This is a genomic window from Bacillus sp. FAU18, assembly GCF_056033885.1.
Genome location: NZ_JBVYHZ010000004.1, coordinates 1,639,775 through 1,659,943, shown reverse-complemented (window position 1 = coordinate 1,659,943; position 20,169 = coordinate 1,639,775). Strand labels below are relative to the sequence as shown.

Here is a 20,169-nt window from a genome sequence, read left to right as displayed (position 1 = left end):
AAAGGAACGGCGGCTAAATGCTTAGGCGCCCTGCCTAAACACCGCCGTCATCACATCCTGTGAAAGCCCTTTATATAGAGGGCTCTTTTTGTGTCTCAGAATTCGACAAAATCCGAGGAGTGTGAAAAAATATAAAGGCAGGAACATTGCGGAGGGGAAGAGACATTGAACGATAAAGTAACTGCGGTCAGGGATGTATGGCGCTATGAACAAGGGAAAATAAGCAAAGTAGAAGACCGGATGGTGACGGAATTCCCTTTGACAGTGATACTGAATGGCAGTGAATTTGTGACGCTCGTTTGTACGCCTGAGCATATCGAAGAGCTTGTCATCGGATTTCTCGCATCAGAGGGTGTTATACGATTTCAAAAAGAAATTAAAAGGTTTACAATAGATGAAAGTCTCGGTTTTGTATATGTCGACCTCGTTCACCCTGAGACATTGGATCAAAAGGATTATACGAAACGGGTGATCGGCTCATGTTGCGGAAAGGGCCGTCATTTTTATTTTCAGCAGGATGTCAAAACAGCCAAGACGGCTGTCAGCCAAATCAAGATATCGCCTGAGGCATGTTTGGCGCTTATGAAAGACATGCAGCAAGGGAGCGGGACGTTTCAGGATACGGGAGGCGTCCATAATGCGGCGCTTTGCGACACAGAGAAGCTTCTGTTGATGCGCACCGATATCGGTCGGCACAACGCACTTGATAAACTATACGGACACTGCCTTCTAAACGGGATGTCCGTACGTGACAAACTGATTGTGTTCAGCGGCAGAATCTCATCAGAGGTCCTGTTAAAAGCGGCCAAAATCGGCGTGTCGATTGTCATTTCCAAATCGGCCCCGACGGAGCTTGCGGTTCAAATGGCTGAAGAATTGAATATCACAGCGATTGGATTTGTCAGAAACGGATCATTTAATGTATATACACACCCTGAGAGAATCAGGGGATAGGAAGGGGCTGTAGCTATGATTACAGAGTCGCGTCAGATGTTGGATAAAAGAAACAGACCGCTGAGAGACCTTCGCATTTCTGTTACAGACCGCTGCAACTTCCGATGCACGTACTGTATGCCCGCCGAATTATTCGGTCCGGATTATCCTTTTTTAAAGAAAGAGGAGCTGCTTTCATTTGAGGAGCTGGAACGGCTTGCGACATTGTTTGTCACAAGATTTGGCGTTGAAAAAATCCGCCTGACCGGCGGAGAGCCCCTCATGAGAAAGGATATGCCGGAGTTAATCAAAAAACTGGCCCGCATACCGGGTATTCGTGACATCGCGATGACGACAAACGGATCACTGCTGCCTGTTTATGCAAAGAGGCTCAAGGAGGCTGGGCTGAAAAGGGTTACGATCAGCCTTGATTCTTTAGAAGACGAGCGTTTTAAGAAGATAAACGGGCGCGGTGTTTCTGTCAGCAAGGTGCTGGAAGGCATTGAAGCGGCGAAGCAAGCGGGGCTCGGTGTTAAAATCAATATGGTCGTTCAAAAGGGCGTCAATGAAAAAGATATACTGCCTATGGCCCGTTATTTTAAAGAAAAAGGGCATATCCTGAGATTCATAGAATTTATGGACGTAGGCAACACCAACCAATGGGAAAAGAAAGACGTCATGACAAAGGCGGAAATCATAGATTTGATCAATGAACACATGCCGGTTGAGCCGATAGCGCCTAATTATATAGGCGAAGTGGCTTCCAGATTCCGCTACTTGGACGGCTCCGGAGAAATCGGCGTCATATCATCTGTATCTGATGCGTTCTGCGGATCTTGCAACAGAGCCCGTCTTTCTGCGAGAGGAGAGCTGTTTACCTGCTTATTCGCTTCAAGCGGATTTGACCTCAGAGCTCCGGTTCGCCAGGAATTAAGTGATGACGAACTATCAGAAATGATCGGGACAGTATGGAAAAATCGGATCGATCAGTATTCAGTCGATCGTACGCTATCAAAAGCATCTGGCAAAAAGAAAGTGGAAATGTCTTATATTGGCGGTTAATTTGAAGTCAAAAGCTTATCGGCACTGTCCGATAAGCTTTTTTTATTAGAATCCGAGTGCAAAAAATACGTATAAAAACCGAAATATATAAGGATAGGCATAAAGAAGGAATCATTGTAAGAAAATTTAATTCCAAAGCCATACATTATGATAAAATATAACCAATTAGAAAATAGAAAGGGTTGGAGGGGCATGGCCGCGTACGAGATCCCGTCATCTCAAGTAGGAGTGAAAATCAATAAGTGGTATAAGCACATTTTAGCATTTCAAGTGGCTGATGCCGTAAAGCTGAAAGAAGAAATTGATCTAGATATCGAACAGATGGAAGAGGATCAGCTGCTTCTCCTGTATTATCAGCTGATCAGCTACCGGCACCAAATTATGCTGGATTATGTAAAGCCTGACCTGCACGAGGAATCTCAGCTTCAATATCGTGAATTGATCAAAACGCTGGAAAGCAATCAGGACAGCATCTCCGGATTATCTGAGTATTATTTTCACTTGTTTAGAGGAATGTACGAATTTGAACAGAACAATTACATCTCGGCTATATCCTTTTATCGGAAAGCTGAGAAGATGCTTGCGTTTGTAGAAGATGAAATTGAAAGAGCGGAATTTCATTTTAAAGTGGCGGAAGTCTTTTATATTATGAAGCAGACGCACTTTTCCATGAACCACGCCGTACAGGCGCTGGAGACGTATAAGGCTAATGATTTTTACAGAGTCAGAAGAATTCAATGTCATTTTGTCATATCAGGAAACTACATTGACTACAGAAATTATGAAAAAGCGCTTGAACATTTAGATGACGCGTATCGCCTTGCTTTATTGGAAGGACAGCCCCGTTTGATCGGATCAGCCCTTTATAATATTGGGAATTGCTATGATGACAAGGGGGAGCTGGATCAGGCCGCCGAATCCTTTGAAAAAGCGCTTCCTGTCTTCGAGGATTATCAGCTGGAACAGCTTCCAAAAGCGCTCTTCAGCCTGACTCGCGTTCTTTTCAAAAAACAAGATAGCGAAGCCGCGATGCGGTACTATGAAAAAGGGATTGCCATTGCCCAAAAACGAAACGACTTCTTCAGTCTGGCAAAATATAAATTTCTGCAGGCTTTATATGTGGAATCTGTCAATTTGGATATGATTCAAGAAGTATTTAATTATATGGAAGAAAAGGGCCTGTACGTATATATTGAAGAATTTGCTTTAGATGCTGCCTCCTATTTCAGTCATCGCGAACAATATAAAGAAGCGGTGTATTTTTATGAAAAAGCGGTCAGCATGAGAGAGATGATTCAAAGGAACGATTGCTTATATGAAGTATGAGACAAAACCATCTGCTGGCAGATGGTTTTTTTTATGCAAAAAAAGGGGAGCATCGGAACGTTTATTTCCGGGGAGAACAGGAAAAATCGCTACAGCACTGTTTTTTGAACAAAAGCCGTTTTGGGATGCAGATCTGCACGTGAGGGGGAATTCAATGTTTGGTTTTAATGATATGGTGAAGTTTCTGTGGTCTTTCCTCATTGTTCTGCCGCTTGTACAGATTATACATGTTTCAGGGCACAGCTTTATGGCTTTTATTTTTGGCGGAAAAGGATCGTTGGATATAGGCATGGGAAAAACGCTGCTTAAAATTGGACCTATACGGTTCAGAACGATTTATTTTATCGATTCTTTTTGCCGGTACGGGGAGTTGAAAATTGACAATCGATTCTCACATGCACTCGTGTATGCAGGGGGCTGCTTGTTTAACCTCATCACGATTTTTGCAATCAATCTGCTGATTATACACAGTGTATTAAAGCCGAATGTGTTTTTCTATCAGTTTGTCTATTTTTCTACGTATTATGTGTTTTTTGCCCTGCTGCCGGTCCGATATTCGGAGAAAAAGTCATCAGACGGGCTGGCGATATACAAGGTGCTCCGTTACGGAGAGCGCTACGAAATCGATAAATAACATTAGAATGTTTATTGCCTCTCAGATCGGGAAGGTAACAAGTACACACATAATTGAGAGGGGAGAATTAACATGGGTAACGATAGTGTAAAAGACAAAATGAAGGGCGGCTTCAATAAAGCCAAAGGAGAAGTGAAGGATAAAGTCGGAGATATGGCTGACAGAACGGACATGCAGGCTGAAGGCAAAAAAGATAAGGCGAAAGGCGAAATCCAAAAGGATATCGGGAAAGCCAAGGATAAATTTTCAGATAAAGATTAATCGTACGGAAGAGGCAGGAAACGAAATGTTTCTTGTCTTTTTTTGTTCGCTTTTTCTGATGTGAATAAATATAACAAAAAAAGAAACTGATTTGGTCAAGGTAACTAAATTTTTTAAATATTCTTTGAATTAATAGGCCTCTTCTATATAATAATGACATAAGTTGTAAAGTTTTATAACATCATTTGGAGAAATCAAACAAAGGGGTTTTGATGACGGAATGTACTGCACCGAAGAAAGTGTCGGAAGCCAGCGGGAGTGCGAAAAAACAGTTAATATCGACACAAGCGGGATTCAGTGAAGGTCGGGATTCTTCACTCGTTAAGCCGAACGGTGGCGATCAGCGAAGTGACCGTCTATGCTGCGGAGTAAATGGCAATAGTCGGGTTCTCGGTATCGTGGAGGACGGCGCCTCAGACTGGCCTCCATGCCATGCTTCCGGTTGCGGAGCAAAACAACGGGCTGCCATCAGGAATGTAACGTCTGGTTATGATCAATCGATGGTTTAGCACAGCCTCAGCATGGAGGTTCACCCGGGGCAGATTGCCGCTGTATTAGGCCGAAATGGAGTCGGCCAATCCACTTCATAGGCCTGCTTCCGGCTAAACAGGGGGGCTATTTGTTTTAATCAAACGTTTGTTCAAAACGAAAAGGCGGTCAACAGCAGCAGCTTGCAATCGCCAGAGCGCTGATGGTAAATCCGAAAAATATTTTACTTGATTAACCATTGGAAGGAATTCAGATTTCAATTGTCGAACTAGTCAGACAAGTTATTATAGAAATTTCCAGAAAAAAAGACATTTGTTATCTTAGTCGAGCACAGTCTGGAAAACGCGTTAATCTGTGCTGACTATCTTTCTGTAATCGACAGGGGAACGGTTGTTGACCATGGCAAGGCTGATGAAGAATCGGCATGCCGCTTTGAAAGGCACCCTACCGTATGACCCCCATTCTCGAAGAAAGGGAGGTGATGTCCCGCCTGCATGCTCCACAAATTCGTAGTAACCGCATCCGCTTTGTATGACAAAAGAAGGAGGATTACAGATGAAACTGACACCGGTTGAACAAGAAAAATTGCTCATTTTTGCAGCGGGGGAATTAGCCAAACAGCGAAAGGCGCGGGGCGTTCTGCTGAACTATCCTGAGGCTGCTGCTTATATCACCTGCTTTATTATGGAAGGCGCACGTGATGGGAAGGGAGTAGCAGAGCTGATGGAAGCCGGCCGCCATGTATTAACGGAAAAAGATGTGATGGAGGGTGTGCCTGAGATGCTGGACAGCATTCAGGTGGAGGCCACATTTCCGGATGGAGTAAAGCTTGTTACGGTACATCAGCCAATTTCTGCGGAGGTGAAGTCATGAAGCCGGGAGCATTTCAAATTGCTGTGGGAACCATTACGATTAATGAAGGCCGTGAGATACGGGAGGTAACGGTAAAAAACACCGGATCACGCTCCATTCAAGTCGGTTCGCATTTTCATTTTGCGGAGGCCAACGGGGCTTTATTATTTGACCGTGAGCTGGCGATTGGCATGCGTCTTGATGTTCCATCAGGCACGTCGGTCCGTTTTGAGCCGGGAGAGCAGAAAACGGTCTCACTAGTGGAAATTAGAGGGCGCAAGACAATTAGAGGGCTGAACGGAATGGCCGACACGTTTATCGATGAACGCGGCAAAGAAAAAACGTTGGCCAACTTAAAACAAGCAGGCTGGATGGAGGGTGTAATCCGATGAAAATGTCACGGGAGGAATATGCGGAACTGTTTGGCCCGACAACGGGCGATAAAATCAGATTGGGCGACACGGATTTATGGATCGAAGTCGAAAAGGATTTCACAGTATATGGTGAAGAAATGATCTTTGGCGGCGGAAAAACAATCCGCGACGGCATGGGCCAAAACGGCAGAATCACAGGGAAGGACGGCGCTTTGGATTTGGTTATCACCAACGTCGTGCTATTGGATTACACAGGCATTGTCAAAGCGGATATCGGTGTGAAAGACGGCCGGATTGTCGGTGTCGGAAAAAGCGGAAATCCTGATATCATGGATGGAGTCGATCCGCACATGGTCATCGGAGCGGGGACAGAGGTGATTTCCGGTGAAGGCAAAATTTTAACAGCTGGGGGAGTGGACACGCACATTCATTTTATTTGTCCTCAGCAGATGGAAGTTGCGCTTTCTTCAGGTGTGACGACCCTTTTGGGAGGCGGAACAGGACCCGCTACAGGAAGCAAAGCGACAACATGTACGTCCGGGGCGTGGTATATGGCGAGGATGCTGGAAGCGGCCGAGGAGTTTCCGATCAATGTCGGCTTCTTAGGAAAAGGGAATGCATCCGATAAAGCGCCGCTGATCGAGCAGGTGGAAGCGGGCGCCATCGGCCTTAAGCTTCATGAAGACTGGGGCACGACGCCAAGCGCCATTAAAACGTGTATGGAAGTTGTGGACGAGGCTGATATTCAAGTTGCCATCCATACCGATACGATTAACGAAGCGGGCTTTTTGGAAAACACGCTCGACGCGATCGGGGACCGGGTCATTCATACTTATCACATAGAAGGGGCAGGCGGCGGCCATGCCCCGGATATTATGAAGCTCGCCTCTTACGCGAACATTCTGCCGTCATCTACAACGCCAACCATTCCTTATACCGTTAATACGATGGATGAGCATCTTGACATGATGATGGTCTGCCACCATTTAGATGCGAAAGTGCCTGAAGATGTGGCGTTCAGCCATTCCAGAATCAGGGCGGCGACGATTGCCGCGGAGGATATTCTCCATGATATCGGTGCGATCAGCATGACATCATCGGATTCCCAAGCGATGGGGCGGGTCGGTGAAGTGATCATCCGAACATGGCAGGTAGCCGATAAAATGAAAAAACAGCGCGGCGCTCTTGCCGGCGAAAACGGGAATGACAATGTGCGCGCAAAACGGTACATTGCCAAATACACGATTAATCCGGCAATTACGCACGGGCTCAGCCATGAGGTCGGCTCGGTGGAAAAAGGGAAGCTTGCTGATCTCGTTCTGTGGGACCCGGTATTTTTCGGCGTAAAACCGGAACTGGTCTTAAAGGGCGGCATGATTGCACGTGCGCAAATGGGAGATCCGAACGCGTCCATCCCGACTCCTGAACCGGTTTTCATGCGCCAAATGTATGCGTCTTACGGAAAAGCCAACCGCTCAACATCGATTACATTTATGTCTCAGGCAAGCATAGAGCGTGGTGTAGCGGAAAGCTTAGGGCTGGAAAAAAGGATTTCTCCAGTCAAAAATATCAGAAAGCTGAGCAAGCTGGATATGAAGCTGAACTCGGCTTTGCCGAAGATTGAGATTGATCCAAAAACCTATCAGGTCTTTGCTGACGGGGAGGAGTTGTCTTGCCAGCCTGTCGATTATGTCCCCCTTGGACAAAGATATTTCTTATTCTGATAAGACGCGGCCGGAGTGCATCCGGCCGTTCTATTGACTAAAAACGGTGCACAAAACAAGTGTATTTAGTGTATATTAGATGTTGACAAACGAATCAAATGTAACTATTATAGTTACAACGGTGGTGAAAAAACATGATTAACAGCCGTCTTGCTGTTGCCATTCATATTTTATCCCTCATCTCGATGGATGAAAAAACATCTTCAGAAATCATTGCTGACAGTGTCAACACAAATCCGGTAGTTGTGAGAAGAATGATCAGCCTGCTGAAAAAAGCTGATATTCTCACATCACGCGCCGGGGTGCCGGGTGCAAGCCTCAAAAAAGATCCTGCTGATATTTCTCTTTTAGAAGTGTATCGGGCTGTCCAAAAGCAAGAAGAACTCTTTGCGGTTCATGAAAACCCGAATCCGAAATGTCCGGTAGGGAAAAAAATTCAGAACGCTCTGGATGAAACGTTTGAAAGTGTGCAAAGAGCGATGGAAAATGAACTGGCAAGCAAGTCATTAAAAGATGTTATGAATCATCTCTTTTAATCAAAAGGGATGACTTCTCACCGCTAACATGTAACTAAAATTGTTACAAATAAGGAGGAAATGAAAAATGAAAATTGGTATTATAGGCGCAAGCGGGAAAGCGGGAAACGAGATTTTGAAAGAAGCGAAAACAAGAGGCCATGAAGTGACAGCCATCGTCAGAAACGCTTCAAAAGTGCAGGAGCTGGACGTAGCGATTTTGGAAAAAGATGTGTTTGAACTGACTGCGGAAGACATCAAGTCTTTCGACGCGGTCGTAAACGCTTTTGGAGCAGCACCCGGCCAAGAACATCTTCATGTTGAAGCAGGAAGAGCACTCATCAGCATCTTAAAGGACGCGAAGCACACAAGATTGCTTGTTGTTGGCGGAGCGGGAAGCCTGTTTGTTGATGAAGCCAAAACAACCCGTTTAATGGATACGCCGGAATTTCCGAAAGAATATTTGCCAACTGCATCAAATCAAGGCGAGAATCTGAAAGATTTGCAGCAGACAGACTCCATTTCCTGGACGTTCCTCAGTCCTGCGGCATTTTTTGATCCAGCAGGAAAACGGACTGGCTCTTACCAAAAAGGAAAAGACAATGTCATCGTAAATGCAAAAGGCGACAGCTATATCAGCTATGCAGATTATGCCATTGCCGTGTTGGATGAGCTTGAACATCCTGAACACAAAAATGAACGCTTCACAGTGGTAAGCGAAGCGGAATAATAAAAAACCCGGAGCCAGCTCCGGGTTTTTCTCATTAATAAGTGCTGTACGTATCGCTGAAAAGGCCGTCAGCAATCCCAAGCATTAAAAAGATGAAGAAGGCGATAATCGCAAGAATGGATACAGCAATGCTTACGATCAAATAAATCCCTTGCATCTTTACGAATTTCGCGTAATTCTCCAGCATTAAGTCTTCAGACTGTCCGCTATTGTGTTCAGCCATTTGGCCTGCTTCCCTAGCTGACCTCATCAAAAAGATACCGGAAATAATTTGCAGTACGCCTGGCACGGCACCGATTAGAAAAATGAACGCGCCTGAAAGCGCGGTAATTGCGCCCATAATAATAAATAAAATGCCTGTAGCTTTTCCCCATTTCGAAATGCTGATGAGGGTTTTGTTCATTGTTTCAGGATTCATGTATACTGGCTCCCCTTTACAAAAAAATACTCACTTTTCTTTTATACACTATTTGTGAGAAGTTTTGTATATAGAAAATAACATTTTGGGGATTGACCCTAACGTTGCGTGATTGTTTACGATAAAAAAGAGGAGGTGTTATGTATGAAATATCAAGTTAAACAAGTGGCGGAGATATCAGGCGTCAGCATTCGGACGCTTCATCACTATGACAATATTGAGCTTCTGAATCCTTCAGCGCTTACTGATGCTGGGTATCGTTTGTACAGTGACGCAGACCTGGAAAGACTGCAGCAGATTTTATTTTTCAAGGAAATCGGGTTTCGTCTGGATGAGATTAAAGAGATGCTGGATCATCCGAATTTTGACCGGAAAGCGGCACTTCAGTCGCAAAAGGAGATATTGATGAAGAAAAAACAAAGAATGGATGAGATGATTCAAACAATTGACAGGACGCTTTTGTCCGTTGATGGAGGGGAAACGATGAATAAGAGGGATTTATTTGCCGGATTAAGCATGAAAGACATTGAAGAGCACCAGCAGACATACGCTGATGAAGTCAGAAAGCTGTATGGAAAGGAAATCGCAGAAGAAACAGACAAAAGGACATCTGCATACTCGGCAGATGATTGGCGCACGATCATGGCTGAATTTGATTCGATTTACAGACGAATTGCGGCGCGAATGAAGCATGGGCCCGATGATGCAGAGGTTCAGGCCGCAGTGGGGGCATTTCGCGATCATATTTGCCAATATCATTACGATTGCACACTCGACATTTTCAGAGGACTCGGGGAAGTGTATATCACTGACGAGCGATTTACCGATTCAATCAATCAATATGGAGAAGGTCTTGCCGCTTTTTTGCGGGAGGCAATCATCATTTACTGTGACCATCAGGAAAACCCCCGGCCGTAAAGGCCGGGGGTTTTTGGCGCATCTTATAAGATCGGCGACAACAGCCGCGAGACGGATTCTTTTATTCGAATCCACAACGGGCGCTGCAGATACTCCTCATAGGTGAATTTTCTGGATACTAGCAAATCTTCTTTAAACGTTGAAACCAGTTTTTTAGCAATGGTGATATCGTAAATAAATGCATTAACCTCAAAATTCAGCCTGAAGCTTCGGACATCAATGTTCGCTGTGCCGACTGAAGCGATTTCGTCATCCACCACGATGGTTTTCGCGTGAATAAAGCCGTTATCGTAAATATAGACAGTGGCTCCGGCTTTCAGCAGATCGCCGATATACGAAAGTGTCGCCCAGTATACAAAGGCGTGATCGGGCTTGTTCGGAATCATAATGTTAACGTCAATGCCCGAAAGGCAAGCGATCCTTAAAGCATCCAGCAGGCTTGCATCTGGGATAAAATAAGGTGTTTGTATCAAAATGGAACGCTTGGCGTTCGAAATCATTTTGATGTAGCCATTTTTAATTTGTTCCCATTCCGAATCAGGGCCGCTTGTGACAATCTGCATCCCGACGTTGCCTTTTGGGCCGTAATCAGGAAAGTGATTTGGAATATATGTCAGCGTATGGTGATGAGAAGCTTGGTTCCAGTCAAGGATGAACCGTGTTTGGATGGCGTGCACGGCCGTTCCTTGCAGCCGGATATGCGTATCCCGCCAATAACCGAATTTCGGATTAAGCCCTAGATACTCATCTCCGACGTTAAAACCTCCGACATAACCGGTCATACCGTCTATGATCACAAGCTTTCGATGGTTCCGGTAATTCAGCCGCAGGTTAATCGGCCTGAGCTTTGACGGGAAAAAGACCTCCACATGCCCGCCAGCCTCGCGAAGCTCTTTAAAAAACTTTTTTCTCAGCGTTCTGGACCCGAGTTCATCATAAAGCACTCTGACCTGAACACCTTCTTTCGCCTTTTGGATGAGAGCGTCGCGCAATTTTTTGCCTAATTCATCGCCTTTATAAATATAATACTGTAAATGGATATGATCCTTAGCCTTTGAAATGTCACTCAGCAGCCGCTGAAATTTATCCCGTCCATCTGTAATGACGTCAACTGAATTATCCTCTGTAAACACAGCATGGTTATTCATAATCAGCATATAAATTAAATCTTTGTTATCAAAGGTTGCCCGGTTGTTAAACTGAAATTGCTTGGTTTCTAAATCTTCAAGCTGATGCTTCAGCAGCCTTTCAATTCCAATCTTTTTCCGGTCTTCCCATTGAAACAAATGCTTGCGTCTGAGATTATGGCCGAATAATAAGTATAAAATAAAGCCTAAAACGGGAATAAAGAAAAGAACAAGCAGCCACGCCCAAGATGCACTGGCATCGCGCCGTTCTTTGAAGATGACAATGATGGCCAAAAGAATATTTAAAATGAAAAAAAGTGATAAAAGGATGGAAGAAATACTCACTTTGTAACCCCGCTCATTCATATTTATCAAGAAGATTGCCATTAGTATTCCATGAATAACAGTGATCTGATTCCCATTACAAATTATAACACTCACATTTTAAAAGAATAAAGAGCGGCGATCCAGATTCTTCGTGAAAAATACGGGCAGATTTCTTTAAAACCAGCTTGCACCTGCGTTAAAATAAACACATATGATAACGTTCGTGAAGCTTGAAACATCAAATAAAGGGGGAGGATTATATGAACTTTTACAGAGTCGAACAAATGCCGGGGTTCATCAAAACAGAAATGCAAAAAATTCAAAAGGCCGTACAGCCTTTCATGAAAAAAACCGTCATTTACCGTTTTCTTGCTATTCCGCTTGCTGCATTCTCTCTCTTTAATTTAGCTGCTTTTCTATTTCATGCTTCAGCTGACAGGGAGTCCCTGATCAGCGCAGGCATATTCGCCCTTTTGGCGGCGCTCGGGCTCGCATTTTTTAAAGAGGCAGGCTATCAGCATAAACAAATCCAAAAAACGGTTCACATCTATATGCTGAACAGGATCAAAAAGAGCGAAATCCTTTCAGAAGAGCGGAAAAGCTCCTACGCACGACAAATAAAGGAAGAGCCTTTTGCGATGCGGAGTTTTGTTGAATTTTTGACTGAGGAAGACAGACGCAAAAAAATGTATTAAAGAAGATCTGCACCCGGATTGTTGAGATTTTTCAGACGATCCGGGTGTGTTTTTTTGTATGACTTGGGATACGGACACGAGTTGTTATTTATTTCAAGGTAACAGCGTTGCTTTGTTGATTTCCTCTACTAATGATGCCTGATCGATCCATTTAGTCGACACATCTTGATTGATCTTTGAAATGTGCCGGTTTTCTGTTAAATAATCTCTTATCCGGCTGAAATAGAGCGGTTCGTTTTTGACATCCAGGTTTTGATATATTTGTTCAAACAATTCTAAGTCTTTAGGTTCATCTAGGGTTAATCGCCAAGATGGATAATGGAGTTCTTTCGGCAAGCTGACTTGATTGATGGTGAATAGGGAAGGATTGTTTACAAAATAAAAAGAAAGATATTCTGTATGGGTTAACGGTTTTGGCTGCTGTACAAGCCGCTGAAGAGCTTCAACAGTAATAATATTCCCGGAAATTCCTGCTGAACTTGAAAGTTCCTGAGTATAATCTGCTCCTTTTTGCAAGTGCTGTTCAATTAAATATTGAAGCACTTCAGGTGAAACCGCTGGGCAATCGCCGGTCACCCGGATAATGATATCGGCTTTTGTTAACGCCGCGGCTTCAAGCATTCTTTCTGCCACATTTTCGGGGGAACCCCTTACGATTCTGACCTTTCCATTTAGAGTGAAAGCTTCAAGCGGATCGTCATCAGGAAGATTTGACGTTGCCAACACAACTTCGTCAACAGAAGGGACAGCCAGACAATTGATTAAACAGCGCTCGACAGATGGAATTCCATAAATCGGGAGCAACGCTTTTTTTGGCAAACGGGTCGATTTTAGCCGGCATATTACCGCAATCGTAATTCTTGGTTTTTTAATATCGTTGGGTGTAACAGGCTGGTTTAACGATAAATCAGCAGTTGCGACTTGAGGGAAAGCGTCTTCGGCTTGTAAAGGCATCAGTGCATTTTCATTTCCGCATCTTTTGTAACTTGTTTTTTCCAGCGTTATAATTTCTCCTTTTTTTATATCCCGGTTAGCAGTCACACGTAAAGAGGAATCGTGCAAATACTTTCTTTCAGATTCATTTACTTCAGTTGACCCCGCTGCAATTTGGGCCTGCTTAAGCTTTTCTGTCATTAGTTTGAATTCGTTTGGCTCTAGTGAAGAATAATAATCAAACCCTTTAGCTGCCCGGTTTAGGGTTATATGTTTTTCAATAACAGAGGCCCCTGAGAAAAACGCATAGACAGGAAGGTCGGCTGCAAGCGGATGCTCTGCGTCAATGTGATCCGCAAATCCAATTTGAACCTTGTATCTTTCCTTTAGATGTTGAACCCGTTTTAGGTTAATATCCTCTAATGTTGTGGGATATCCTTGGAATCCGTGCATGAGTATGAGCTGATTGTCCATATGTTGTTTTACAAGCGGCATCAACTGATCAATCTCTTCTTCATACCATCCCCCAACTCCGATGAGCACAGGCTTCTCAGTCATACCTATCGTTTTCATGATCTCCGTGGATTGAAGGATGGTTGTTGGAAGCTTAATGCCGTCAATGTCACGCTGAAGGTGCGAAAAAAGCTCTGCTCCCCATAAATCGAAAATATCCACCCATATTTCTAATCCAAGGCTTTTTCCATATGCGACACAATTTTTCCATACGTCTTCATTCAAAAACAGCTCGATATACGACTCATAAGCAAAAAAACAAGGTGTTGCAATACAGTCATATTTGAACCACTGAAATTTCACACCATCTGCTCCGCTTTCAGCTGCAGCCTTGATGAGTGCTCTGAGGTTCTCCTCTTTTCCTTGATGGGCGTTTGCGATTTCAGCTATCACTTTTACTTTTTCCGAAGGGCTGTTATTTTCCAAATGTCCCACTCCTTTATGTTTATTGAGACAAACCTGCTGATGCCGCTTTCGAGTTGAAAGACCGAGTCATTTTAATAGATTGTATGCTTGCTTCAAGACTTGGTGTTTATGCCAGCCTGCTTTGACTGATAATTTTACGGAAAATAGACAAATAAAAAAGGCATGGTTCCGTTTGATCCGGAACTCATGCCCTGTCCTGTTTCATCATTATTCAAACACCGGATCATCCTCATAATAATAAGAATCCGGATCATCATACGAAGGCGTGTTCTCAAAAGCAGCAATGCCGATTACCACCAGCACGAAAATGGCTACAATAATCCCGATCAGGACAGTAACGATACTGGATGCTGCATAAAACAGCTGCATTTTTATAAATGTCCCGTAATTTTCAAGCATGCTTTCGCCAGCGCTGCCGGCTAGATTTCCTTCGGCTTCCGCGGCTGCTTTTGCTGAGCGCATCAAAAATACGCCTGATATAATGAGCAGTACGCCCGGGATGGCGCCAATCACTGTCATCAAAACAGACAGAGTGACAAGCGATCCCATAATGATTAACAAGATGCCAGAAATTTTGCCCCACTTGGCAATGTCGGATAGCGACTTGACAGCAGAGGCACTCAGCTGGCGGGTCTCCTCAACAGGTGCAGTCTCCTCTTCAACGAGGCTATTTTCTTCATTATGATTTTCAATTTCGTTTTCATCTTTATCCAGACTAATCATGAAAGCTCTCTCCCTAAAATTTTTAAATCGTATCTTTTCCCGTCCATTTCGGCGATGCCGGGGAATAGTCCCCATTCTGCAAACCCGTGCTTTTCAAACAGCTTCAGGCTTGGTTTATTATGCCCGAAAATGAAGGCCATAAGTGAGCGGATGCCAAGATTCGGGGCAATGCGGAGCGCTTCTTGAAGCAAATATGATCCAACACCTTTGCCGCGGCATGCTTCGTCAATGTATATGCTGACCTCCGCTGTTTTATTATAGGCTGGCCTTCCATAAAATGTTTCAAAGCTGATCCAGGCAGCGACGTTTCCATTTTCGTCCTCGGCCACATAGAGCGGACGTGCCTCTGTATGTCCTAAAAACCATTCCATCCGGTCTTCAGGAGTTACCGGTTCGGTATCGGCTGTTACCATTCGAGAAGCAATCGTTGAATTATAAATCGCAACAACAGCCTCCAGATCTTTATTTTCAGCAAGGCGCAATGTCATGTTCATACGTTTTTGGCACTCCTCTCAAAAAAAAATGACATATTTTCGTAACAGTCTGCGCAAACTACATCTAAAAAAGTTTTTTGGATAGGTGTATATATTTTCAGAAAAGTGTTCAGAATGTTGCTGAGGTGATGAAACAATGAGAGAGGAAGAAAAGAAAACTTCTCAAGTCAAAAAACTTCAGCAGTTTTTTCGTAAACGCTGGGTGTTCCCTGCAATTTACTTAGTCAGTGCGGCCGTCATTTTAACAGCTGTCCTTTGGTATCAATCAGTATCAAATGATGAGGTAAAGGATCAGTTGGCTGATAACGGCGGAAACGCCGCATATGACAACAACGACGATGCAGTTGAAGTAGGAAAGTCAATGGAAAATGTCGCAATGCCGGTTGTTGATTCTGAAAACGTTTCTGTTGTGAAAAAGTTCTATGAAACCGATGCCGCAAAAGAAGAGAAAGAAGCAGCACTCGTTACCTATAATAACACGTACAGCCTAAGCAAAGGAATTGACTTAGCTGAGAAAGACGGAAAAGATTTCGATGTCTCTGCTTCTCTGAGCGGTACGGTTGTTAAAGCTGAAAAAGATCCAGTGCTGGGATATGTTGTGGAAGTAGAACATGCCGACGGTTTATCGACTGTGTATCAATCTCTTTCCGAAGTAAGCGTTGAGCAAGGTGACAAAGTAAAACAAAATCAAGTGATCGGAAAATCTGGCAAGAACCTTTACAGTGAAGACAGCGGAAACCACGTGCACTTTGAAATCCGTAAAGATGGGGTCGCAATGAATCCGTTAAACTTTATGGACAAACCAGTTTCTTCTATTGAAAAAGCAGCAGCTGCTGAAGAAAAAGCTGCCACCCAAGAAACAGAAGAATCCATTCAGCAATCTTCCGAGAAAAAGGACGGATCAACTGAAAAAGGAACAGAAGAAAAATCCGGTGAGAAAAAGGATGATTCAACTGACAAATCTGGTTCCAAAGAAAGCAGCACAACAGAAGACACTGAACAGTCTTAATGAAGAAAACGTCTATCCTTGTGATGGGCGTTTTTTTCTGTTACTTTTTGCTTTGTTTTACCGTCTATGTAGTTACATGTAGGCACGTACGCTATAAAGGAGGTTATGTCATGAACCGCCTATTGCTAGCAGGCTGGATCTTTTTTATCCTGCTTTCTGTCTGTACGGAAAGCTTCAGCGGCATGGTCGTATCGCAAACGGTGGCTTTTCATTTTCAGCCGCACCCTGATCTGTCTCAATTTTTAGTTATGGATTTTACTGAGCTTACTGTACCTGAAGCGTTTATTCAAAAAATCGGACATGCGTTTTCCTTCTTTGTGCTGACATATTTGCTGTGGAAACAGCGGGGCAGCATAAGATCAGCTGCAGCCGGCTCATTCGCGTTTGCTTTTTTCACAGAAGTTCTTCAGCTCTTCTTCAGCAGGAATGGTTGTATCCGGGATGTGCTCATCGATGCTGTTGGAATTGGGTTGTTTTATGGTTTATATGTGTTGGCGAAGCGAAGAAAACAAGAGATGTATGAGAAATATTAAAGCCGGCTGTCTTGGTTAAAGACGCCGGCTTTTGTCTTTCTTAGAAATTTTGATCGGTTGGTTTTTTCGTCAGTTTATTGATAATGGCTTCATAGATCCTCACGACCAAATCGACGAACGGGCGAAGCAGATCTGAAAATCTAAAGAAAAGGAACCCGATAATGATGGCGACAACGAGGCTGCCCAATACATCTACCGGATAGTGATGTCCCACCCAAATTCTCGAAAAGCCTGTCAAAAGCCCAAAAATGACAAGCGGCCAGCCGATTTTGCGGTTTCTGAAAAGCATCGCAATAGAAATCGCTAATGCACCTGTCGTGTGGTCACTTGGAAATGAAGCATCCGCAGCATGCGGAATCAGTGTATGCACTGTATGCGCAACGAACGGGCGCGGTTCGAAATAAACAAGCGTAATCAAATAGTTGATCACAAGGCCTGCAATTCCTGTGATGCCTGCGTATAGCACATGTTTTCTGCTTTGTGTGTTCCCGAACAGCCAGATTGCCAATAGGATAAGGGCATAGGCGACAATGGCATATTCCGTGATGAAGACCATAATGGAATCGAGAACTGAATTGTGATGAGATAGTCCATGGATTGCTTTAAAAATTTCGTAGTTCAAATAATCACCTTTTACATTTTTATATTTAGTAGACTAATCTTACTCATGAAAAGTTTCAAATAAAAATAGAGATTGTCTGAAATAACGGCGCTTGAAGAGAATTCGAAGAGGAATCGCGGTTTCTGGGGGGATTCTGTGCACAAAAAAAGAGATCCGGAGTGTCCGAATCTCGTACCGATATTAAAGTGCTTCAGGTCCTTCTTCGCCTGTGCGGATGTTGATCGTATTGCTGATTTCATAGACAAATATTTTACCGTCACCCGGTGATCCCGTTTTCAGCACCCTTTTAGCGGTCTCAGTCACTTGATCAACAGGAACCTTGCTGACCACAATTTCTATTTTTAAACGCTCGTATACATTGCTTTCTATTTTTACCCCTCGATAGAGCTCCGTATGTGCTTTTTGAAGGCCGCAGCCGTGTACATTGGAGAAAGTCAGAGAGGTCACTCCGATTTTTCCGAGTTCCTGCTTCAGCTTTTCAAAATTTGCCGGACGCGTTACAATTTCTACCTTGAACATTTGACCGCTCATAGCGTCACTCCTCACATAGAATCTTGATATGCTTTTTCCCCGTGCATCGTTAAGTCAAGCCCAAGTGACTCTTCTTCTTCAGTTGCGCGAAGGGGAAGGAAGAGGCTTACAATTTTAATAATAACGAAAGTGACAATAAATACAAAAACATAAGTGGCGGCGATGGCGACGATTTGTTTCCAGATTAAGCTTGCATCACCGTAAAATAACCCATCTGCGCCCGCTGAGTTAACAGAGGTTGTTGCGAATAATCCTGTTGCGATTCCGCCCCATGTGCCTCCGATCCCGTGCAGGCCAAAGGCGTCAAGCGCGTCGTCGTATCCGAATTTCTTTTTAAGCGAGAATACTCCCCAGAAACAAACTGCCCCGCCGATGATGCCAATAATAATGGAAGCGAACGGTGTGACAAATCCGGCAGCCGGCGTAATGGCGACAAGCCCGGCGATTGCTCCAGATACCGCTCCAAGCATTGTCGGTTTTTTGTTAATGATCCATTCTACTAAGATCCAGCCGGCGATCCCGGCTGCAGCCGCGGTGTTTGTGTTGATGAAGGCGTACATGGCTACACCATCTAAGGTCAAAGCGCTGCCGACGTTAAAACCGAACCAGCCGAACCAAATCAAAGCTCCTCCTAAGAAGGTGTAAATGAGGTTATGCGGAGAAGACGCTGTGCCGTCTTTCCGTTTGCCAAGCACAATAGCAAGAACAAGTCCTGCCACACCGGAGGAAATATGAACAACATTGCCGCCAGCGAAATCGAGCGCTCCAAGCTGGCCGATCCAGCCGCCGCCCCATACCCAGTGCGCTACGGGTGTGTAAACCAAAGAGGCCCATAAAACCGAGAATAAAAGAAAAGCGCCGAATCGCATCCGCTCTGCGAAAGCCCCGGAAATAATCGCTGTAGTCAGAACGGCAAACGTCATTTGGAACATCATAAATAACGAGTGGGGGATGGTATCGCTGTAATCTCCCGGATCAAATCCGACCCCTTTGAGGCCGGCCCACTCCAGTCCGCCGATGATTGAATTGCCTGGTGCGAAGGCAAGTGTATATCCGAACAGCACCCAAACGATGGAAACGATGGCAATGGAAGAGAAACTGTGCATGGCAGTGCTCAGCACATTTTTGCTCTTTACCATTCCTCCATAAAATAACGCTAATCCCGGGGTCATCAGCCACACGAGTAAAGCGCAAAAGAACATAAAAACTGTATCGCCCATTTGCATGTCTCATTCCTCCGTATCTTTCAGAATAAAAAGCAATTATTATATTTCTTCATTATAGAGAAAAAAGAATGATAAAACATTTTCATGTAAGATTTCCTAACATGGTTTTTAAGGAGTGTTATCGAGGGATGGAAAGAAAGGAGAACTGCATTTTTTACGATATAAGACTTTATATCTATAAAAGAAGCTATTCATATGAGCGGAAAAGGGAATTGACATTAATTAGAATACTCTATACTGTATTAAGTGTACTATATCAAATGATACACTGAGGGGGATGTATGATGAATAAAGGCGGCAGGCTGAGGAAAGCGGTACGCAAGTCGATTCCCGCGACGTTCCGATTGTTTTTAGCCTTTAATTTTTTCGTGTACGGTCTGGCGAAAGTGGTGATTGGCCAGTTTGGCGAGGTGACGCCTGAAATCGAGGCGGCTGCCGGGAAGGGGTTTACGATCGCGTGGACATTTTTCGGTTATTCTCATGTCTATGAACTGTTTATAGGTTTTGGTGAAATCCTGGCAGCTGTTTTATTACTGATTCCGCGAACAGCTGCATTAGGGGCGGTTATTTTTATGCCCATTATTGTGAACATCGTCTTGATTAACTATTGTTTTGATATTGGCGTGCAGGATCTTAGCACGATATTAATGGTTATGTGTCTCATCCTGCTTTGGATGGACCGCCGCAAATTCATAGGCATTTTCAGGCAGGAACCGATAGACAGCAGGCAGGTGATGAAGCGATGACGCCCCTTATGATTACAGTGCTGGCCGG

General features: G+C 44.1%; 24 protein-coding genes and 1 pseudogene. 17 read left to right on the top strand and 8 right to left on the bottom strand.

Annotation, left to right across the window (positions count from 1 at the left end):
- Window positions 1-165: 165 nt before the first annotated feature.
- The 12 genes and pseudogenes from fdhD (at window position 166) to AC0OMU_RS19540 (ending at window position 8,900) form a co-directional block, all read left to right on the top strand.
- The gene (gene fdhD / locus AC0OMU_RS19595; protein ID WP_015483815.1) at window positions 166-954 is read left to right on the top strand and encodes a formate dehydrogenase accessory sulfurtransferase FdhD; all 789 of its coding nucleotides are present in this window, start codon (window positions 166-168) and stop codon (window positions 952-954) included.
- A gap of 15 nt (window positions 955-969) precedes the next feature.
- Entirely contained in the window at window positions 970-1,995 is a 1,026-nt protein-coding gene (moaA, locus tag AC0OMU_RS19590) for a GTP 3',8-cyclase MoaA (RefSeq protein ID WP_015483814.1), read from the top strand.
- A 192-nt stretch (window positions 1,996-2,187) separates the two neighbouring features.
- Complete coding sequence (gene rapB, locus AC0OMU_RS19585) at window positions 2,188-3,321, top strand: response regulator aspartate phosphatase RapB (RefSeq protein WP_047183329.1); 1,134 nt, start codon at window positions 2,188-2,190, stop codon at window positions 3,319-3,321.
- A gap of 154 nt (window positions 3,322-3,475) precedes the next feature.
- Window positions 3,476-3,955 carry a hypothetical protein gene (locus tag AC0OMU_RS19580; RefSeq protein ID WP_026113664.1) on the top strand — a complete coding sequence of 160 codons (480 nt, stop codon included), beginning with the start codon at window positions 3,476-3,478 and terminating at the stop codon, window positions 3,953-3,955.
- A 72-nt stretch (window positions 3,956-4,027) separates the two neighbouring features.
- The gene (gene csbD, locus AC0OMU_RS19575) at window positions 4,028-4,216 is read left to right on the top strand and encodes a stress response protein CsbD (protein ID WP_003227718.1); all 189 of its coding nucleotides are present in this window, start codon (window positions 4,028-4,030) and stop codon (window positions 4,214-4,216) included.
- 212 nt (window positions 4,217-4,428) lie between these two features.
- Window positions 4,429-4,641: pseudogene (locus AC0OMU_RS19570) on the top strand (urea ABC transporter substrate-binding protein); the annotation flags it as partial.
- A gap of 302 nt (window positions 4,642-4,943) precedes the next feature.
- On the top strand, window positions 4,944-5,066 hold the full coding sequence (locus tag AC0OMU_RS19565) for a hypothetical protein (RefSeq protein WP_250540415.1): 123 nt from the start codon (window positions 4,944-4,946) through the stop codon (window positions 5,064-5,066).
- A gap of 194 nt (window positions 5,067-5,260) precedes the next feature.
- Complete coding sequence (gene ureA, locus AC0OMU_RS19560) at window positions 5,261-5,578, top strand: urease subunit gamma (protein ID WP_003227724.1); 318 nt, start codon at window positions 5,261-5,263, stop codon at window positions 5,576-5,578.
- Window positions 5,575-5,949 (top strand): urease subunit beta, encoded by a 375-nt coding sequence (gene ureB / locus AC0OMU_RS19555; protein WP_015384879.1) that lies wholly within the window; start codon window positions 5,575-5,577, stop codon window positions 5,947-5,949. Before ureA ends, ureB begins: the two co-directional genes overlap by 4 nt.
- A complete protein-coding gene (gene ureC / locus AC0OMU_RS19550; protein WP_047183328.1) occupies window positions 5,946-7,655 on the top strand; it encodes an urease subunit alpha in 1,710 nt (569 codons plus the stop codon). Before ureB ends, ureC begins: the two co-directional genes overlap by 4 nt.
- A 134-nt stretch (window positions 7,656-7,789) precedes the next feature.
- The gene (locus AC0OMU_RS19545) at window positions 7,790-8,191 is read left to right on the top strand and encodes an Rrf2 family transcriptional regulator (protein ID WP_003227734.1); all 402 of its coding nucleotides are present in this window, start codon (window positions 7,790-7,792) and stop codon (window positions 8,189-8,191) included.
- Between the two features lie 67 nt (window positions 8,192-8,258).
- Complete coding sequence (locus tag AC0OMU_RS19540; RefSeq protein ID WP_047183327.1) at window positions 8,259-8,900, top strand: NAD(P)-dependent oxidoreductase; 642 nt, start codon at window positions 8,259-8,261, stop codon at window positions 8,898-8,900.
- A 34-nt stretch (window positions 8,901-8,934) separates the two neighbouring features.
- Here AC0OMU_RS19540 and AC0OMU_RS19535 read toward each other — a convergent pair whose 3' ends face one another.
- Window positions 8,935-9,318, bottom strand: a complete 384-nt coding sequence (locus AC0OMU_RS19535; protein WP_014478231.1) for a DUF5362 family protein — start codon at window positions 9,316-9,318, stop codon at window positions 8,935-8,937.
- A 144-nt stretch (window positions 9,319-9,462) separates the two neighbouring features.
- Between AC0OMU_RS19535 and mta the strand changes: the two genes are divergently transcribed.
- Window positions 9,463-10,236, top strand: coding sequence for a transcriptional activator Mta (mta, locus tag AC0OMU_RS19530; protein WP_327830287.1), 774 nt, complete (start codon window positions 9,463-9,465; stop codon window positions 10,234-10,236).
- A 23-nt stretch (window positions 10,237-10,259) separates the two neighbouring features.
- On the opposite strand, the gene cls is transcribed toward mta, so the two are convergent.
- The gene (cls, locus tag AC0OMU_RS19525; RefSeq protein WP_003243311.1) at window positions 10,260-11,708 is read right to left on the bottom strand and encodes a cardiolipin synthase; all 1,449 of its coding nucleotides are present in this window, start codon (window positions 11,706-11,708) and stop codon (window positions 10,260-10,262) included.
- A 242-nt stretch (window positions 11,709-11,950) separates the two neighbouring features.
- Between cls and AC0OMU_RS19520 the strand changes: the two genes are divergently transcribed.
- Window positions 11,951-12,385, top strand: a complete 435-nt coding sequence (locus AC0OMU_RS19520; RefSeq protein ID WP_003244359.1) for a DUF5392 family protein — start codon at window positions 11,951-11,953, stop codon at window positions 12,383-12,385.
- A gap of 93 nt (window positions 12,386-12,478) precedes the next feature.
- On the opposite strand, the gene AC0OMU_RS19515 is transcribed toward AC0OMU_RS19520, so the two are convergent.
- From AC0OMU_RS19515 to AC0OMU_RS19505, 3 genes are all read right to left on the bottom strand, one after another.
- Entirely contained in the window at window positions 12,479-14,257 is a 1,779-nt protein-coding gene (locus AC0OMU_RS19515) for an N-acetylneuraminate synthase family protein (RefSeq protein ID WP_080344235.1), read from the bottom strand.
- A gap of 207 nt (window positions 14,258-14,464) precedes the next feature.
- Window positions 14,465-14,980, bottom strand: a complete 516-nt coding sequence (locus tag AC0OMU_RS19510) for a DUF5362 family protein (protein WP_015384876.1) — start codon at window positions 14,978-14,980, stop codon at window positions 14,465-14,467.
- Window positions 14,977-15,468, bottom strand: coding sequence for a GNAT family N-acetyltransferase (locus AC0OMU_RS19505; protein ID WP_080030753.1), 492 nt, complete (start codon window positions 15,466-15,468; stop codon window positions 14,977-14,979). Before AC0OMU_RS19505 ends, AC0OMU_RS19510 begins: the two co-directional genes overlap by 4 nt.
- Before the next feature lie 142 nt (window positions 15,469-15,610).
- Between AC0OMU_RS19505 and spoIIQ the strand changes: the two genes are divergently transcribed.
- Together spoIIQ and AC0OMU_RS19495 are read left to right on the top strand one after the other, a co-directional pair.
- A complete protein-coding gene (gene spoIIQ, locus AC0OMU_RS19500) occupies window positions 15,611-16,483 on the top strand; it encodes a stage II sporulation protein spoIIQ (protein ID WP_047183325.1) in 873 nt (290 codons plus the stop codon).
- 110 nt (window positions 16,484-16,593) lie between these two features.
- On the top strand, window positions 16,594-17,016 hold the full coding sequence (locus AC0OMU_RS19495) for a VanZ family protein (protein ID WP_003227753.1): 423 nt from the start codon (window positions 16,594-16,596) through the stop codon (window positions 17,014-17,016).
- 40 nt (window positions 17,017-17,056) lie between these two features.
- Here the strand turns inward: AC0OMU_RS19495 and bcrC are convergent, their stop codons facing one another.
- The 3 genes from bcrC to amtB form a co-directional block, all read right to left on the bottom strand.
- Window positions 17,057-17,638 carry an undecaprenyl-diphosphate phosphatase BcrC gene (gene bcrC / locus AC0OMU_RS19490; protein ID WP_003243362.1) on the bottom strand — a complete coding sequence of 194 codons (582 nt, stop codon included), beginning with the start codon at window positions 17,636-17,638 and terminating at the stop codon, window positions 17,057-17,059.
- 180 nt (window positions 17,639-17,818) lie between these two features.
- A complete protein-coding gene (locus AC0OMU_RS19485) occupies window positions 17,819-18,169 on the bottom strand; it encodes a P-II family nitrogen regulator (protein WP_003221829.1) in 351 nt (116 codons plus the stop codon).
- Window positions 18,170-18,180: 11 nt separating this feature from the next.
- Window positions 18,181-19,395 carry an ammonium transporter AmtB gene (gene amtB / locus AC0OMU_RS19480; protein WP_003227757.1) on the bottom strand — a complete coding sequence of 405 codons (1,215 nt, stop codon included), beginning with the start codon at window positions 19,393-19,395 and terminating at the stop codon, window positions 18,181-18,183.
- 281 nt (window positions 19,396-19,676) lie between these two features.
- On the opposite strand from amtB, the gene AC0OMU_RS19475 reads away from it, so the two are divergent.
- Window positions 19,677-20,141: a hypothetical protein gene (locus AC0OMU_RS19475; protein ID WP_082090417.1), complete on the top strand. Its 465-nt coding sequence runs from the start codon at window positions 19,677-19,679 to the stop codon at window positions 20,139-20,141.
- The last annotated feature ends 28 nt before the right edge of the window (window positions 20,142-20,169 follow it).

Bases quoted from the DNA above. Each gene is read 5' to 3' on its own strand.
- moaA (WP_015483814.1), top strand. From the start codon at position 970: ATGATTACAGAGTCGCGTCAGATGTTGGATAAAAGAAACAGACCGCTG.
- rapB (WP_047183329.1), top strand. From the start codon at position 2,188: ATGGCCGCGTACGAGATCCCGTCATCTCAAGTAGGAGTGAAAATCAAT.
- AC0OMU_RS19580 (WP_026113664.1), top strand. From the start codon at position 3,476: ATGTTTGGTTTTAATGATATGGTGAAGTTTCTGTGGTCTTTCCTCATT.
- csbD (WP_003227718.1), top strand. From the start codon at position 4,028: ATGGGTAACGATAGTGTAAAAGACAAAATGAAGGGCGGCTTCAATAAA.
- ureA (WP_003227724.1), top strand. From the start codon at position 5,261: ATGAAACTGACACCGGTTGAACAAGAAAAATTGCTCATTTTTGCAGCG.
- ureB (WP_015384879.1), top strand. From the start codon at position 5,575: ATGAAGCCGGGAGCATTTCAAATTGCTGTGGGAACCATTACGATTAAT.
- ureC (WP_047183328.1), top strand. From the start codon at position 5,946: ATGAAAATGTCACGGGAGGAATATGCGGAACTGTTTGGCCCGACAACG.
- AC0OMU_RS19545 (WP_003227734.1), top strand. From the start codon at position 7,790: ATGATTAACAGCCGTCTTGCTGTTGCCATTCATATTTTATCCCTCATC.
- AC0OMU_RS19540 (WP_047183327.1), top strand. From the start codon at position 8,259: ATGAAAATTGGTATTATAGGCGCAAGCGGGAAAGCGGGAAACGAGATT.
- AC0OMU_RS19535 (WP_014478231.1), bottom strand. From the start codon at position 9,318: ATGAATCCTGAAACAATGAACAAAACCCTCATCAGCATTTCGAAATGG.
- mta (WP_327830287.1), top strand. From the start codon at position 9,463: ATGAAATATCAAGTTAAACAAGTGGCGGAGATATCAGGCGTCAGCATT.
- AC0OMU_RS19520 (WP_003244359.1), top strand. From the start codon at position 11,951: ATGAACTTTTACAGAGTCGAACAAATGCCGGGGTTCATCAAAACAGAA.
- AC0OMU_RS19510 (WP_015384876.1), bottom strand. From the start codon at position 14,980: ATGATTAGTCTGGATAAAGATGAAAACGAAATTGAAAATCATAATGAA.
- AC0OMU_RS19505 (WP_080030753.1), bottom strand. From the start codon at position 15,468: ATGACATTGCGCCTTGCTGAAAATAAAGATCTGGAGGCTGTTGTTGCG.
- spoIIQ (WP_047183325.1), top strand. From the start codon at position 15,611: ATGAGAGAGGAAGAAAAGAAAACTTCTCAAGTCAAAAAACTTCAGCAG.
- AC0OMU_RS19495 (WP_003227753.1), top strand. From the start codon at position 16,594: ATGAACCGCCTATTGCTAGCAGGCTGGATCTTTTTTATCCTGCTTTCT.
- AC0OMU_RS19485 (WP_003221829.1), bottom strand. From the start codon at position 18,169: ATGAGCGGTCAAATGTTCAAGGTAGAAATTGTAACGCGTCCGGCAAAT.
- amtB (WP_003227757.1), bottom strand. From the start codon at position 19,395: ATGCAAATGGGCGATACAGTTTTTATGTTCTTTTGCGCTTTACTCGTG.
- AC0OMU_RS19475 (WP_082090417.1), top strand. From the start codon at position 19,677: ATGATGAATAAAGGCGGCAGGCTGAGGAAAGCGGTACGCAAGTCGATT.